The following is a 14,821-nucleotide window of genomic DNA, read 5'->3' as shown; positions in this document are numbered from 1 at the left end:
CTGTTTGTTGATCCGGTTCGTTTGACCACAGGGTCTGGCCTAGCTGCATGAATACCCAAGAGGCGAAGATCGTCCTCGAGACTGCTTTGATCTGCGCGCAGGAACCGCTGAAGCTCGGCGATTTGCGCAAGCTCTTTGCCGACGGCGTGTCGGCTGACACGGTCCGCACGTTGCTCGAAGATCTGAAACAGGATTGGTCCGGCCGCGGCGTCGAGCTGGTGGCGCTGGCGACCGGATGGCGCTTTCAGAGCAAGCCGGCGATGCGTCATTATCTGGATCGCCTGCATCCCGAGAAGCCGCCGAAGTATTCGCGCGCGGTGCTCGAAACGCTCGCGATCATCGCGTACCGGCAACCCGTCACGCGCGGCGACATCGAAGAGATTCGCGGCGTGACGGTCAACACGCAGGTGGTCAAGCAACTCGAGGATCGCGGCTGGATCGAGGTGATCGGCCATCGTGACGTGCCGGGGCGCCCGGCGCTGTACGCGACGACCAAGCAGTTTCTCGACGATCTCGGCCTGAAGGCGCTCGACGATCTGCCTGCGCTCGAAGAGCCGGCCGCGAACATCGAGGCCGCGCTGCTCGCGCAGCAGGCGATGGATTTCGACGGGGATGTGCCGGTCGCCGACGACGCGGCGGACGATCCGTCGCAGGCGCTGGCGGATGAAACATCGGTCGAATTGCCGGACGATGCCGCGACTGCGGCCGACGGTGCGTCGACGCAGGAAATTCCGGGTCGCGATACGCTCGAGGCTGATCGCGGGCACACGGAACAAACGGAACAGGTGGGCGCCCAAGCAGTGCCGACCGGTGTGCAGTCCGAGCCGCCGCGTGCGGATCGGGGTGAGGAAGATCGCAAGCCGGCCGCCGAAGCGGCTGCCGGAGACGGAGCGGAAGCGGCCGGCGTCACGCCCGGCGAGGCTGACCAGGCCAACGCGTCCCGTTCCCGTTCCGCGGACGACGAGATGCTGGACGACACGTCCGACAGTCTCGCGGATGCCGTACGAAGCGCCAGCGCGCCCATCGGCGCCGACGCGTTGCCGGACGACGAAGCAGAACCCGAACAGCGTCGCGCCTGATCGCGGCCAACATCTTGCCGCGCCCGCGCCGGGCGCGAGACCTGACATTTTGAGGTTGTTTTGACTGATATCCACGATATTGAATCGTCCGCGCCTGCCGTGCAGGCGGCGCGCGCCGACGATGCGCCGGAGCAGGATGCTTCGGCCGGTGGCGACGAGCGTCCCCGCCGCGGTTTGCGGCGCGGCCCGCGCAGCCTGATCGCGCGGCGTCGCGCGGCAGCCAAGTCGAAGGGCGCCGAAGGCGAGCAGCCGGGCGGCGAAGGCGCGGATGCGCAGCCGGCCGAGACGGCCGAAGCGCAGCCGGCGCGTGCGCCGCGCAACAAGGACGGTGCGGCCAAGGGTGGGCGCAAGCCGGCCGGCAAACGCGAAGGCGCGGCCAAGGCTGGCCAGGGCGGTCAGGGCCGGCGCGGTGCGCCGAAGGCTGAGGGCGGCCCGGTGAAGGCGGAGGGCGATGCGTCCCAGGACGAGCTGTTCGCCTACGTGACGTCGCCTGCATTCGACGCGGACAACTCCGCGGGCGGCAGCGGCGTGCGTGCGCCGATGCTGCGCCGCGGCCGCAACCAGCCGGCGAACAAGCGCGTGCTGTCGCCGGACGACGACGCGCCGAAGCTTCACAAGGTGCTGGCGGAGGCGGGCATGGGCTCGCGCCGCGAAATGGAAGAATTGATCGTCGCCGGCCGCGTGTCGGTGAACGGCGAGCCCGCGCACATCGGGCAGCGCATCATGCCGACCGACCAGGTGCGGATCAACGGCAAGCCGGTCAAGCGCAAGCTGCCGAACAAGCCGCCGCGCGTGCTGCTGTACCACAAGCCGACGGGCGAGATCGTCAGCCACGCGGATCCGGAAGGCCGTCCGTCGGTGTTCGATCGCCTGCCGCCGATGAAGACGGCGAAATGGCTTGCGGTGGGTCGCCTCGACTTCAATACCGAAGGTCTGCTGATGCTGACGACTTCGGGCGATCTCGCGAACCGCTTCATGCACCCGCGCTACAGCGTCGAGCGCGAGTATGCGGTGCGCGTCGTCGGCGAGCTGGCCGAAGGGATGCGGCAGAAGCTGCTGCACGGCGTCGAGCTCGATGACGGTCCGGCGAATTTCCTGCGTATCCGCGACGGCGGCGGCGAAGGGACGAACCACTGGTATCACGTCGCGCTGGCCGAAGGCCGCAACCGCGAAGTGCGCCGGATGTTCGAGGCCGTCGGCCTGATGGTGAGCCGCCTGATCCGTACGCGTCACGGCCCGATCCCGCTGCCGCGCGGCCTGAAGCGCGGTCGTTGGGAAGAGCTCGACGACGCGCAGGTGCGCAAGCTGATGGCGACGGTCGGCCTGAAGGCGCCGACCGAGGAGAAGGGCAAGCGCGGCGGGGCTGGCCAGGCCGAACGCCGTCAGCCCGATCCGATGGAGACGTCGATGGGTTTCATCAGCCGTGAGCCGGTGCTGACGACGCATGGGCAACTCGACCAGCCGCGCCGCGGTGGCGGCAGGCGCGGCGTGCCGGGGCTGCCCGGCCTGAGCGGCTACGGCAGTCTGCCGGTTTCGCCGTCGGGCTACGGTAACCGTACCGGCGGTGGCCGTGACGGCAACCGTGGTGGCATGGGCGGTCGCGACGGCAACCGAGCCGGCGGCCGCGATGTCGACGGCAATCGCGCGTCGTACGGCGCGGGCCCCAAGCGCGAAGGCGCGGGCGGCAAGCGCGGCGGCGGCAAGGGCGGCGGTAATCGCAATCCGAACGGCAATCGGGCGGATGGCGCCGGCAACGGCGGCGGTCAGCGCGGCGGCCAGCGTCCGCAGCGCAGCCGTACGCGCAGCCGCTGAACGCATGTCGGCGCGCGGCGGCGCACAGCCGCCGGCGTGCCGGCCCGATCGGCATTCCGCCGATTTTGCCGGCACCGCGCATTGCGCCGATCGCTTTCGACCATAGATATGTCGCGTGCCGCTGCCTCGCAGTCGGCAACCGGTCGCCGGTCTGACAGGATCGTGCCGGCGGATCGGGTAACCCGATTTCGCATTTTTGGTCCGTAAAAGCGCGCGACGCGCTGCTTTTACCGGCTGGCTTGGCGTTTGCGCCAAAAATCGCTATAATCGCGGAGTCGCTGGGCGTACGGATTCAATGTGCGGCTCAGGTGCGACCACCAGTAAGAAAGATGGGCGTTCCGCCCATTTTTTTTTGCTGAAACGGTTAGGCATCTCGGGTAGCGCTTCCTGCGCCGGCTAAGGCGCGCGCCCGCGGGTGAATCGCGAGCGGCGGGCGCGAACACCTGAGAGGACACTGTGCAACTGACGGAACTGATAGAAACCACGGTCACCGGGCTCGGCTACGAGCTGGTGGATCTCGAGCGCACCGGGCGCGGCATGCTTTGCATCTATATCGATCAGCCTGCCGGCATCTCGCTCGAAGATTGCGAAAAGGTCACGCGTCAGCTCCAGCACGTCTTGACGGTCGAAAACATCGATTACGAACGGCTCGAAGTCTCGTCCCCGGGGCTCGACCGCCCGTTGAAGAAGCTGGCCGACTTCGAGCGCTTCGCCGGCAGCGAAGTTTCCGTGACCTTGAAAAAGCCGCTGGACGGGCGCAAGACGTACCGGGGCATTCTGCACGCGCCGAATGGCGAAACGATCGGTTTGGAATTTGAGGGGAAGAAGGGCGAGGCAGCCATGCTGGATTTCACGCTGGCCGATATCGACAAAGCCCGCCTGATTCCGCAAGTTGACTTTAGGAGCCGCAAATAATGAGTCGCGAAGTGTTGATGCTGGTGGATGCGCTGGCGCGCGAGAAAAACGTCGACAAGGATGTGGTGCTGGGCGCCCTCGAGGCCGCGCTCGCTTCCGCTTCCAAGAAGCTGTTCGACGAAGGCGCCGAAATCCGCGTCCATATCGATCGCGAAAGCGGCGAGCACGAAACCTTCCGTCGCTGGCTCGTCGTGCCCGACGAGGCAGGCTTGCAGGAGCCGGATCGCGAGATCCTGCTGTTCGAGGCACGTGAGCAGAATCCCGACGTCGAAGTCGGCGAATATGTCGAGGAACCCGTTCCGTCGATCGAGTTCGGTCGTATCGGCGCGCAGGCCGCGAAGCAGGTGATCCTGCAGAAGGTGCGCGACGCGGAGCGCGAGCAGATCCTGAACGACTACCTCGAGCGGGGCGAAAAGATCATGACGGGTACGGTGAAGCGCCTCGACAAGGGCAACTTCATCGTCGAATCGGGCCGTGTCGAAGCGCTGCTGCGCCGCGATCAGCTGATCCCGAAGGAAAACCTGCGCGTGGGCGACCGCGTGCGCGCGTACATCGCGAAGGTCGACCGCACCGCGCGCGGCCCGCAGATCGAGCTGTCGCGTACGGCGCCCGAGTTCCTGATGAAGCTGTTCGAGATGGAAGTGCCGGAAATCGAGCAGGGCCTGCTCGAGATCAAGGCGGCTGCCCGCGACCCGGGCGTGCGCGCGAAGATCGGCGTGATCGCCTACGACAAGCGGATCGATCCGATCGGCACCTGCGTCGGCATCCGCGGCTCGCGCGTGCAGGCCGTGCGCAACGAGCTCGGTGGCGAAAACATCGACATCGTGCTATGGTCGGAGGATCCCGCCCAGTTCGTGATCGGCGCGCTCGCGCCGGCAGCTGTCCAGTCGATCGTCGTCGATGAAGAAAAGCATTCGATGGACGTCGTCGTCGACGAGAACGAACTGGCTGTCGCGATCGGCCGCAGCGGTCAGAACGTTCGCCTCGCCGGTGAACTGACCGGCTGGCAGATCAACATCATGACGCCGGACGAATCCGCCCTGAAGCAGGGTGAAGAGCGCGACCGGCTGCGTGCACTGTTCATGGCGCGTCTCGATGTCGACGAGGAAGTTGCCGACATCCTGATCGACGAAGGCTTCACGAGCCTCGAAGAGATCGCCTACGTGCCGCTCAACGAAATGCTCGAGATCGAAGCGTTCGACGAGGACACCGTGCACGAGCTGCGCAACCGCGCACGCGATGCGCTGCTGACGATGGCCATCGCGAACGAAGAAAAGGTCGAGAACGCAGCGCTGGATCTCAAGAGCCTCGACGGCATCACGCCGGAGTTGCTCGCGAAGCTGGCCGAACACGGTGTGCAGACGCGGGACGATCTCGCCGAGCTTGCAGTGGATGAACTGGTCGACCTGACCGGAATGGAAGAGGATGCCGCTAAGGCGTTGATCATGAAAGCACGTGAACATTGGTTCCAGTGAGAAATGACCATGGCGCACTGATTTGATGGCGGCCGTATGGCCTGACCCGATGCTAACCGCAAGGAATCGGTCCTTGCACTAAGAGGAATGAATGGCGAGTAACAACGTAGCCCAATTTGCCGCGGAACTGAAAATGCCTGCTGGTGTGCTGCTCGAACAGCTGCAGGCAGCGGGCGTCCAGAAAGCGAGTGAAGACGATGCGCTGTCCGAAGCGGACAAGGCGCGTCTGCTCGATCATTTGCGCAAGTCGCACGGCGCAACCGACGGCGACAAGCGCAAGATCACGCTGACCCGCAAGCATACGTCGGAGATCAAGCAATCTGACGCGACGGGCAAGGCTCGCACCATTCAGGTCGAGGTCCGCAAGAAGCGCACGTTCGTCAAGCGCGACGACGTGAACGAGGGTGCGGAACAGGGTCAGGCGCAGGTCGCCGAAGCGGACGACGATGCGGAACTGAAGCGTCGCGAGGAAGAAGCGCGCCGCGAGGCCGAGCTGCTCGAGAAGCAGGCGCAGGAACTGCGCGAGCGCCAGGAACGCCTGGAGCGTGAAGAGGCGGAACGCCGCGCCCGCGAGGAAGCGGCTGAAGCCGAGCGCCGTCGCGCCGAGGAAGAAGCTGCGGCGAAGCGTGCCGCGGCCGAAGCCGCTGCGGCGCAGCAGCAGGTGGCAGCGCAGCAGGCCGCCGCGGCCGAGCAGAAAACGGCCAGCGTGGAGTCCGCGCAATCCGAGCAGTCCGCGCAGGACGAAGCGCGCGCGGCCGCCGAACGTGCGGCCCAGCGCGAAGCGGCCAAGAAGGCCGAGGACGCAGCCCGCGAGGCGGCGGACAAGGCGCGCGCCGAGCAGGAAGAGATCAGCAAGCGTCGCGCGGCGGCAGAAGCCGAGGCACGCGCGATCCGCGAAATGATGAACACGCCGCGCAAGGCCGTGGTCAAGGCAGTCGAGCCGCCGAAGCCGGTCGAGCCGCCGAAGCCGGCCGAAGCGAAGGGCACGCTGCACAAGCCGGCGAAGCCGGAAGGTGCGCAGGCACGTCCGGCCGTGAAGAAGCCGGCCGGTGCCGCGGCCCCGGCCACGACGCAGGCGCCGGCAGGCGCGGGCGACCGCAACAAGAAGCCGGGCGCAGGCAAGGGCGGCTGGCAGGACGACGCGGCGAAGCGTCGCGGCATCAAGACGCGCGGCGATTCGAGCGGCGGCGTCGACCGCGGCTGGCGCGGCGGCCCGAAGGGGCGCGGCCGTCACCAGGACAGCGCATCGTCGTTCCAGGCGCCGACCGAACCGATCGTTCGCGAAGTGCACGTGCCGGAAACCGTGTCGGTTGCCGATCTCGCGCACAAGATGTCGATCAAGGCCTCCGAAGTCATCAAGGTGATGATGAAGATGGGCCAGATGGTCACGATCAACCAGGTGCTGGACCAGGAAACGGCGATGATCATCGTCGAGGAACTGGGCCACCGCGCGGTTGCCGCGAAGCTGGACGATCCGGAAGCGCTGCTGGTCGAAGGCGAAACCGGTACCGATGCGGAGCAACTGCCGCGTCCGCCGGTCGTCACGGTCATGGGTCACGTCGACCACGGCAAGACCTCGCTGCTCGACCACATTCGCCGCGCGAAGGTTGCCGCTGGCGAAGCGGGCGGCATTACGCAGCACATCGGCGCGTATCACGTCGATACGCCGCGCGGCGTCATCACGTTCCTCGATACGCCGGGTCACGAAGCGTTCACGGCAATGCGTGCACGCGGCGCGAAGGCGACCGACATCGTGGTGCTGGTGGTGGCGGCCGACGACGGCGTGATGCCGCAGACGAAGGAAGCAATCGCCCACGCGAAGGCGGGTGGCGTGCCGATCGTCGTCGCGATCAACAAGATCGACAAGCCGGAAGCGAACCCCGATCGCGTCAAGCAGGAACTGGTCGCGGAAGGCGTCGTGCCGGAAGAGTACGGTGGCGACTCGCCGTTCGTGCCGGTGTCGGCCAAGACGGGCGCGGGCATCGACGATCTGCTCGAGAACGTGCTGCTGCAGGCCGAAGTGCTGGAACTGAAGGCACCGGTCGAAGCACCGGCCAAGGGCATCGTGATCGAAGCGAAGCTCGACAAGGGTAAAGGCCCGGTCGCGACGATCCTCGTGCAGTCCGGTACGCTGAACCGCGGCGACATCGTGCTGGCCGGTACGGCTTACGGCCGGGTTCGCGCGATGCTCGACGAGAACGGCAAGCCGACGAAGGAAGCCGGTCCGTCGATCCCGGTCGAAATCCAGGGTCTGTCGGAAGTGCCGGGCGCGGGCGAGGAAGTGATCGTGCTGCCGGACGAGCGCAAGGCGCGTGAAATCGCGCTGTTCCGTCAGGGCAAGTTCCGCGACGTGAAGCTTGCGAAGCAGCAGGCCGCGAAGCTGGAAAGCATGCTCGAGCAGATGGGCGAAGGCGAAGTGCAGAACCTGCCGCTCATCATCAAGGCAGACGTGCAGGGTTCGCAGGAAGCGCTCGTGCAGTCGCTGCTCAAGCTGTCGACCGACGAAGTGCGCGTGCAGATCGTGCACAGCGCGGTGGGCGGCATCAGCGAAAACGACGTCAACCTCGCGACGGCATCGAAGGCGGTCATCATCGGCTTCAACACGCGTGCGGATGCACAAGCGCGCAAGCTGGCCGAGGCGAACGGCATCGACATCCGCTACTACAACATCATCTACGACGCAGTGGATGAGGTGAAGGCGGCGATGTCGGGCATGCTGGCACCGGAGAAGCGCGAAGTCATCACCGGCATGGTCGAGGTCCGTCAGGTCTTCAAGGTGCCGAAGGTCGGTACGGTTGCTGGCTGTATGGTCACGGACGGTATCGTCAAGCGCTCGTCGTCGGTACGCGTGCTGCGCAACAACGTCGTGATCTTCACGGGCGAACTCGAATCGCTGAAGCGCTTCAAGGACGACGTGAAGGAAGTGAAGCAGGGCTTCGAGTGCGGTATGTCGGTGAAGAACTTCAACGACGTCATCGAAGGCGACCAGTTCGAAGTCTTCGAAGTGACCGAAGTCGCGCGTACGCTGTAATCGTCGCGCATCGGCTCATGGGCGGGGCAGGCTTGGGCCTGTCCCGCCCATTTTCATGGTGGCGTGCCGACAAGGGCCGCCACTTCATCCTGAAAAACGGATCACGGATCGATCATGTCCAGGAAACGCACTTCCCCCAATCGCAACGTTCAGATCGCCGACCAGATTCAGCGCGATCTGTCCGAACTCATCATGCGCGAGGTCAAAGACCCGCGTATCGGCATCGTGACCATCCAGAGCGTGGAGCTCACGCCGGACTACGCGCACGCGAAGGTCTACTTCACCGCGCTCACCGGCGATCCGGAAAAGACGCAGGAGGCGCTGAATCACGCGTCGGGTCACCTGCACAACCTGCTGTTCAAGCGCCTGCACATTCATACGGTGCCGACGCTGCATTTCCATTACGACCAGACGATCGAGAAGGCCGTCGAAATGTCGCGCCTGATCAAGGAAGCGAACTCGACGCGCGCGAAGGACGACGACGAGGCCGACGCACCCGCGAAGGACGACTGAGTTCGACCGGCCTATGACGAATGCAGCACCCCAACGTCCGCGCGTGCCCCGGCGCGTGCTGGATGGCGTCCTCCTGCTCGACAAGCCGGTCGGCCTGTCGAGCAACGATGCGCTGATTCGCGCGAAGCGCCTGCTCCTCGCGAAGAAAGCCGGCCACACCGGCACGCTCGATCCGCTGGCTTCGGGCCTGCTGCCGCTGTGTTTCGGCGAGGCGACCAAGTTTTCGCAGGACTTGCTCGAGGCCGACAAGACCTACGAAGCGACGATGCGTCTTGGCCAGCGCACGGCTACCGGCGATGCGGAAGGCGACGTGATCGACACGCGGCCGGTCGAATGCGACCGGGCGGCGGTGGAAGCCGCGCTCGTGCGCTTCACCGGCGAGATCGTGCAGGTGCCGCCGATGTATTCGGCGCTCAAGCGCGACGGCAAGCCGCTGTACGAATACGCGCGTGCGGGCCAGACCGTCGAGCGGGAAGGCCGTAACGTGACGATTCATGCGCTCGAACTGCTCGCTTGCGAGCTGCCCGACGTGACGTTTCGCGTGACCTGCAGCAAGGGCACGTATGTGCGTACGCTCGCGGAAGACATCGGCGAGGCGCTCGGTTGCGGGGCGCATCTGACGATGCTGCGTCGTACGGGCGTCGGTGCGTTGACGCTCGAACATGCGGTGACGCTCGATGCGCTGTCAGATGCAGCCGAAGCGGCACGCGATGCCTGGCTCCAGCCGGTCGATGCGTTGCTGTCGACGTTTCCGGCGGTTCGTCTCGACGATGCGTCCGCGAAGCGGTTCCTGCACGGCCAGCGCCTGCCGTTGTCGGCGCTCGGGCCGATCGAGGCGGCCGACGGCGAGCGCGTGCGTGTATACGACGCCACGCGGCTGCTCGGCGTGGCGCGCAAGGCGAATGGTGTACTTGCACCGGAACGGCTCGTCGTGACGGCTGCATGACGCTACGGCGCGCGTGCGCCGCAGTCGGCGTCCGAACAAGAAAAAGCCCGGTCGAAACGACCGGGCTTTTTGTTTGGTGCGTCGGTATTCCCGCTTGGGCGTTCAGTGCGCCGCCGATGCGGCCGCCCCGGCATCGCCGCCGCCCGCGCGTTCGGGCTTCGTGATCCAGATCAGTCCGATCAGCAGCACGAAGATCGCGGCCGAAATGTAGAACAGATCATTCACGCCGAGCTGCGCAGCCTGCTGCGTGGCCATGTTGTTGATCAGGCCGTGTGCCTGCTCGGGCGTGAGCCCGAGATTGCCCATCTGAGTGACGGCCTGGTTGAACGTCGGGTTGTACGGATTCGCCTGCTCGACCAGTTGCGCGTGGTGGAAGTTGTTCCGATGATCCCACGCGGTCTGGAAGATCGACGTACCGATGCCGCCGCACATGATCCGCACGAAGTTCGACAGGCCGGACGCCGCGGGAATGCGGTGGCCCGGCAGGCCGGACAGCGTGATCGACACGAGCGGGATGAAGAAGCCGGCCATCGCGATCCCCTGCACGAGCGTCGGCAGCGTCAGCGACCACTCGTCGACGCCCGTCGTGTAACGCGAACGCATCCAGAAGCACAGCGCGAACGTGAGGAATGACGCAGTCGAGATGAAGCGCGGATCGGTGCGCGGCAGATACTTCCCGGTGAGTGGCGACAACAGGATGGCGAACAACCCGACCGGCGCCATCACGAGGCCGGCGTCGGTCGCGGTGTAGCCGATTTGCGTCTGCAGCCACAGCGGCAGCAGCACGAGATTGCCGAAGTACAGGCCGTACCCGATCGACAGCGCGACCGTGCCGCCGGTGAAGTTTCTTATGCGGAACAGCGACAGGTCGACGACCGGGTGCTCGGCGGTCAGCTCCCAGATCACGAAGAACGCGAAAGCAATGACAGCGGTCAGCGCGAGCACGACGATCGTCGTCGACGCGAACCAGTCCAGATCCTTGCCCTTGTCGAGCATGATCTGCAGCGAGCCGACCCACACGACCAGCAGCGCGAGGCCCACGCCGTCGATCGGCGCACGGCGCACGGCCGACTCCCGACTCCGGTAGATCACCCACGTCGCGGCGGCGGCGGCGATGCCAACCGGGATGTTGACGTAGAAGATCCACGGCCACGAATAGTTGTCCGAGATCCAGCCGCCGAGAATGGGGCCCGCGACGGGGGCGATCAGCGTCGTCATCGCCCATAGTGCGAGCGCCATTGGCGCCTTCGCGCGCGGATAGCTCGATAGCAGGAGCGCTTGCGACAGCGGAATCATCGGGCCCGCGACGGCACCCTGGAGCACGCGCGACGCGAGCAGGAATGGCAGGCTCGGCGCCAGCCCGCACATCCACGACGAGATGACGAACAGGATGATCGACACGAGGAACAGGCGGACTTGCCCGAAACGGTCGGTCAGCCAGCCGGTCAGCGGCACCGAGATTGCGTTCGCGACCGCGAACGACGTGATGACCCACGTGCCCTGGTCGGACGACACGCCGAGGTCGCCCGAGATGGTCGGGATCGCGACGTTCGCGATGGACGTGTCGAGCACGTTCATGAACACCGCGAGCGATACCGCGATCGTCCCGAGCAGGAGTTGTCCGCCTTGCAGGGGCGGATGGGAGACAGGAGCCTGTGCCATGTGGGTTGTCTTTCCGGAGTCGGAACGGTTACATCATTTTCGCGGCGCTGCCTGACTTCGCCGCGACGGGCGCCGACGCGCTGCCGCCTGCGTTCTCGGCGATGATGCGTGCGATTTCGGCATCGGCTTCGTCGCCGTACTTCGCGAACACGTTGGTCTCGTAGACGGTGTTCGGCGCGTTGACGAGCTGGTCGCCGCGTTCGTCCTTGATGTCCACGTCGACCTGCATCGACAGGCCGATGCGCAGCGGATGCTTGTCGAGATCCTTCGGGTCGAGTTCGATCCGCACCGGCAGGCGCTGGACGACCTTGATCCAGTTGCCGGTCGCGTTCTGCGCCGGCAGCAGCGAGAACGCCGAGCCCGTACCGGCCGAGAAGCCGACGACCTTGCCGTGGTAGGTGACCGACGAGCCGTAGATGTCGGCCGTCATCTCGACCGGCTGGCCGATCCGCATGTGCTTCAGCTGGACTTCCTTGAAGTTCGCGTCGACCCACACGGCGTTCAGCGGCACCACCGACATCAGCGGCGTGCCCGGCGACACGCGCTGGCCGACCTGCACCGAGCGCTTCGCGACGTAGCCGGTGACCGGCGCCGGCAGCACGTTACGCGCGTTCGCGAGGTAGGCGTCGCGAACCTTCGCGGCGGCGGCCATCACGTTCGGGTGCGAGGCGATCGTCGTGTTCGCGGTCAGCGCGCGATTCGATGCGAGCTGCTGCTGCGCGGCGTCGACCGACGCCTGCGCGGCCTTCACCGCGTCGCGTGCGTGCGAGATTTCTTCCTGCGACACGGCGCCCGTCTGTGCGACGGCCAGGCGGCGACGCAGGTCGTCCTGGGCCTTCGACAGGTCGGACTGGCGCAGCGCGACTTGCGCGCGGTACTGGTCGTCGTTGACGAACAGGCCGCGCACCTGGCGCACCGTCTGCGCAAGGTTTGCTTCCGCCTGCTGCAGCGCGACCTGCGAATCGGCCGGGTCGAGCACGACCAGCGGGTCGCCGGACTTGACCGTCTGCGTATCGTCCGCCTTCACGGCGATCACGGTGCCGGTGACCTGCGGCGTGATCTGCACGACGTTGCCGTTCACGTACGCATCGTCGGTGCCTTCATGGAAGCGGGCGACGAGGAAGTAGTACAGGCCGTATGCGATGGCCGCGATCACGATGACCGCGACGAGCAGCGTCATCATTCGTTTGCGCTTGCCGTTGTTCTGCGGCTGCGCGCTGGCGGCGTTTTGTTGGTCGCTCATGGCGATTTTCTCCGTCCGTTATTTCGAGTGTCTGCGTAGTGGTGGCGCCGGCTCAGTTGGCGGCCTGTTTGTTCGGCGTGGCGGCGTCGGGCGCGGCGAGCGGTGTGCCGGTTGCGTCGAACCCGCCGCCCAGTGCCTTGATCAGCGCGAGCTGCATGTCGCGGCGACGCATCTTCAGGTTGGTCACCGTCTGCTCCGATGCGAGGCGGTTGCTGTCCGCCGTCAGCACCTGCAGTTGCGGCGACAGGCCGGCCTTGTAGCGGATGACCGCGAGATCGTACGCGCGCGTCGATGCGTCGAGCGCGCGTTGGGCGTCGCCCATCTGGCGATCGACCGCGCGGATCGACGCGACCTGCGTCGCGACGTCGTTCAGCGCGCTGATCAACGTCTGGTTGTAGTTCGCGACCGACAGGTCGAAGTCGGCGTAGCGGCCCTTGAGCTGGGCGCGCAGCGCGCCGGCATCGAAGATCGGCAGGTGGATCGCCGGGCCGAACTGCGCCTGGCGGCTCGCGAAGTTCAGGAATTTGCCCCAGCCGAACGCATCGAAGCCGAAACCGGCCGCGAGGTTCACGTCGGGGTAGAACTCGGCTTTCGCTTCCTTCACGTCGTGCATCGCGGCTTCGACCTGCCAGCGCGCGGCGACGATGTCGGGGCGGCGCGACACGAGATCGGCCGGCAGGTTGCCGGGCAGCGTGACGTCGCCGGTCGGGTTCATCACCGGCGCGGCGATCTGCAGCCCGCGATCCGGACCCTTGCCGAGCAGCGCGGCGAGCTGGTAGCGCACCGTCGTGATCTGGCCGTCGAGGTCCGACAGCGAAGCCTGCGTGGTCGCGATGTTGCCGCGCGCCGTCTGGCGTTCGACGTTGGTGTCGAGGCCGGCCGAGACGCGGCCGTCGGTGATCTTGCCCACCGTCTCGCGGTTGGTGATCTCGCGCTGCGCGATGTCGCGCAGCGCATAGAGCTGCGCGAGCGAGTTGTAGGTGCGCGCGACCGACGACGCGAGCGTGATGCGCGCCTGCTGCATGTCGGCTTCGGCGGCCTTTTCCTGCGACACGGCCGTGTGCAGGCGTTCGCGGTTCTTGCCCCACAGGTCGAGTTCCCACGACGCGCTCGCGAGCGCATTGTTCTCGCTGTACCACTGGCCGCCGTACGGGGGCGGGAACAGCGCGTTCGACGAGTACAGCTCGCGCGTCCACGAATAGCTGGCTTCGGCCTTCGGCATCAGGTTCGATCGCGACGATTCGATGTACGACGATGCCTTCGCGATGCGCGCCTGCGCCTGGGCGATCGACGGATTGCCTTGCAGCGCTTCGTCGATCAGCTTCGGCAGTTGCGGATCGCCGAACTGGCTGGCCCAGTCGAGCGCCGGCCACTGGCCGCCCTGGGCCGGGAGGCTCTGCGCGGACTCGAATTGCGATGCGGGGGCGATCTGCTTGTCGCTCTTGACGCCGATGTAGTTTGCGCAGCCCGCCAGTGCGAATGCGGCGACCGCGGCGGCGACGGCGGCGCGGCACGACCCGCCGCGCACGGACAACGGGGAGGACTTCATCGCGCTGACCCCTGACTCGGAATGAATGATGGACACTGCAAGGATTTCCTTACAATAAACTGTCAAAAGTAATTGTTATGGCAACTATTACGTGATGCTGCCGCCGGCCGTCTCGCAATAGTTGCTGAGAATGCGGCGCAGCATGCTCTTCAGGAACCCGACTTCTTCCGGCGTAAATCCGTCCAGCACCTGATCGAGCACGCTGCGGAAAATGGGCGGCAGCTGTTCGGCGAGCGCGCGGCCTTCATCGGTCAGTTCGAGGCGGACGACGCGCCGGTCCTCGATGCTGCGCACGCGGGACAGCAGGCCGCGTTTCTCGACCCGGTCGAGCAGGCGCGTGACCGCGCTCGCATCGATCCCGTATTCGCGCGCGAGCTCGGCGGCCGTCGAGCACCTGCCGACCGCGATCATGAACAGCATGCTCGCCTGCGTGCCCGTGATGCCGAGCTCTTCCTGCGTGCGTTGCGTGACGAGGTTGGTCATCACCGACTTCACGCGCGACATCAGATAACCGACGCTGTCGTTCATCTGATACGAGGACAGCGACGAGACGGGTGGTTGGGTAGAGGAATCCGGCATAAAACCCTGAAGCTGCA

11 protein-coding genes are annotated in these 14,821 nt (G+C 66.0%); 7 read left to right on the top strand and 4 right to left on the bottom strand.

What is annotated here, in order from left to right; all coding sequences use genetic code 11:
- Window positions 1–47 precede the first annotated feature (47 nt).
- The 7 genes from scpB to truB all read left to right on the top strand — a co-directional run bounded on the left by scpB (window position 48) and on the right by truB (window position 9,771).
- The gene (scpB, locus tag HWX00_RS04150; protein WP_124608016.1) at window positions 48–1,079 is read left to right on the top strand and encodes an SMC-Scp complex subunit ScpB; all 1,032 of its coding nucleotides are present in this window, start codon (window positions 48–50) and stop codon (window positions 1,077–1,079) included.
- Window positions 1,080–1,139: 60 nt separating this feature from the next.
- Entirely contained in the window at window positions 1,140–2,891 is a 1,752-nt protein-coding gene (gene rluB, locus HWX00_RS04145; protein WP_034190145.1) for a 23S rRNA pseudouridine(2605) synthase RluB, read from the top strand.
- Window positions 2,892–3,347: 456 nt separating this feature from the next.
- Window positions 3,348–3,806: a ribosome maturation factor RimP gene (gene rimP / locus HWX00_RS04140; RefSeq protein WP_011351796.1), complete on the top strand. Its 459-nt coding sequence runs from the start codon at window positions 3,348–3,350 to the stop codon at window positions 3,804–3,806.
- On the top strand, window positions 3,806–5,281 hold the full coding sequence (gene nusA / locus HWX00_RS04135; RefSeq protein ID WP_034190144.1) for a transcription termination factor NusA: 1,476 nt from the start codon (window positions 3,806–3,808) through the stop codon (window positions 5,279–5,281). The genes rimP and nusA overlap by 1 nt, the downstream gene beginning before the upstream one ends.
- 91 nt (window positions 5,282–5,372) lie before the next feature.
- Window positions 5,373–8,312 carry a translation initiation factor IF-2 gene (gene infB, locus HWX00_RS04130; protein WP_034190143.1) on the top strand — a complete coding sequence of 980 codons (2,940 nt, stop codon included), beginning with the start codon at window positions 5,373–5,375 and terminating at the stop codon, window positions 8,310–8,312.
- Window positions 8,313–8,426: 114 nt separating this feature from the next.
- Window positions 8,427–8,825 (top strand): 30S ribosome-binding factor RbfA, encoded by a 399-nt coding sequence (gene rbfA / locus HWX00_RS04125; protein WP_034190142.1) that lies wholly within the window; start codon window positions 8,427–8,429, stop codon window positions 8,823–8,825.
- Between the two features lie 13 nt (window positions 8,826–8,838).
- The gene (gene truB, locus HWX00_RS04120; protein ID WP_049032357.1) at window positions 8,839–9,771 is read left to right on the top strand and encodes a tRNA pseudouridine(55) synthase TruB; all 933 of its coding nucleotides are present in this window, start codon (window positions 8,839–8,841) and stop codon (window positions 9,769–9,771) included.
- 102 nt (window positions 9,772–9,873) lie between these two features.
- Here the strand turns inward: truB and HWX00_RS04115 are convergent, their stop codons facing one another.
- From HWX00_RS04115 to HWX00_RS04100, 4 genes are all read right to left on the bottom strand, one after another.
- A complete protein-coding gene (locus HWX00_RS04115; RefSeq protein WP_034190140.1) occupies window positions 9,874–11,433 on the bottom strand; it encodes a DHA2 family efflux MFS transporter permease subunit in 1,560 nt (519 codons plus the stop codon).
- Between the two features lie 28 nt (window positions 11,434–11,461).
- Window positions 11,462–12,676 (bottom strand): HlyD/EmrA/EmrK family protein, encoded by a 1,215-nt coding sequence (locus HWX00_RS04110; RefSeq protein ID WP_059557830.1) that lies wholly within the window; start codon window positions 12,674–12,676, stop codon window positions 11,462–11,464.
- A 52-nt stretch (window positions 12,677–12,728) separates the two neighbouring features.
- A complete protein-coding gene (locus tag HWX00_RS04105) occupies window positions 12,729–14,225 on the bottom strand; it encodes an efflux transporter outer membrane subunit (RefSeq protein WP_175027000.1) in 1,497 nt (498 codons plus the stop codon).
- Between the two features lie 87 nt (window positions 14,226–14,312).
- Window positions 14,313–14,804, bottom strand: a complete 492-nt coding sequence (locus HWX00_RS04100) for a MarR family winged helix-turn-helix transcriptional regulator (RefSeq protein ID WP_034190137.1) — start codon at window positions 14,802–14,804, stop codon at window positions 14,313–14,315.
- Window positions 14,805–14,821: the final 17 nt, after the last annotated feature.

The organism is Burkholderia seminalis DSM 23518 (genome assembly GCF_902832885.1).
Lineage (GTDB): Bacteria > Pseudomonadota > Gammaproteobacteria > Burkholderiales > Burkholderiaceae > Burkholderia > Burkholderia seminalis.
Note: the sequence above shows the minus strand (reverse complement) of the source record. Positions and strands in the feature narration are given on the sequence as shown.

Coding starts and splice junctions, on each gene's coding strand:
- HWX00_RS04100 (WP_034190137.1), bottom strand. CDS start 14,804: ATGCCGGATTCCTCTACCCAACCACCCGTCTCGTCGCTGTCCTCGTAT.
- infB (WP_034190143.1), top strand. CDS start 5,373: ATGGCGAGTAACAACGTAGCCCAATTTGCCGCGGAACTGAAAATGCCT.
- HWX00_RS04115 (WP_034190140.1), bottom strand. CDS start 11,433: ATGGCACAGGCTCCTGTCTCCCATCCGCCCCTGCAAGGCGGACAACTC.
- HWX00_RS04110 (WP_059557830.1), bottom strand. CDS start 12,676: ATGAGCGACCAACAAAACGCCGCCAGCGCGCAGCCGCAGAACAACGGC.
- scpB (WP_124608016.1), top strand. CDS start 48: ATGAATACCCAAGAGGCGAAGATCGTCCTCGAGACTGCTTTGATCTGC.
- HWX00_RS04105 (WP_175027000.1), bottom strand. CDS start 14,225: ATGAAGTCCTCCCCGTTGTCCGTGCGCGGCGGGTCGTGCCGCGCCGCC.
- truB (WP_049032357.1), top strand. CDS start 8,839: ATGACGAATGCAGCACCCCAACGTCCGCGCGTGCCCCGGCGCGTGCTG.
- nusA (WP_034190144.1), top strand. CDS start 3,806: ATGAGTCGCGAAGTGTTGATGCTGGTGGATGCGCTGGCGCGCGAGAAA.
- rbfA (WP_034190142.1), top strand. CDS start 8,427: ATGTCCAGGAAACGCACTTCCCCCAATCGCAACGTTCAGATCGCCGAC.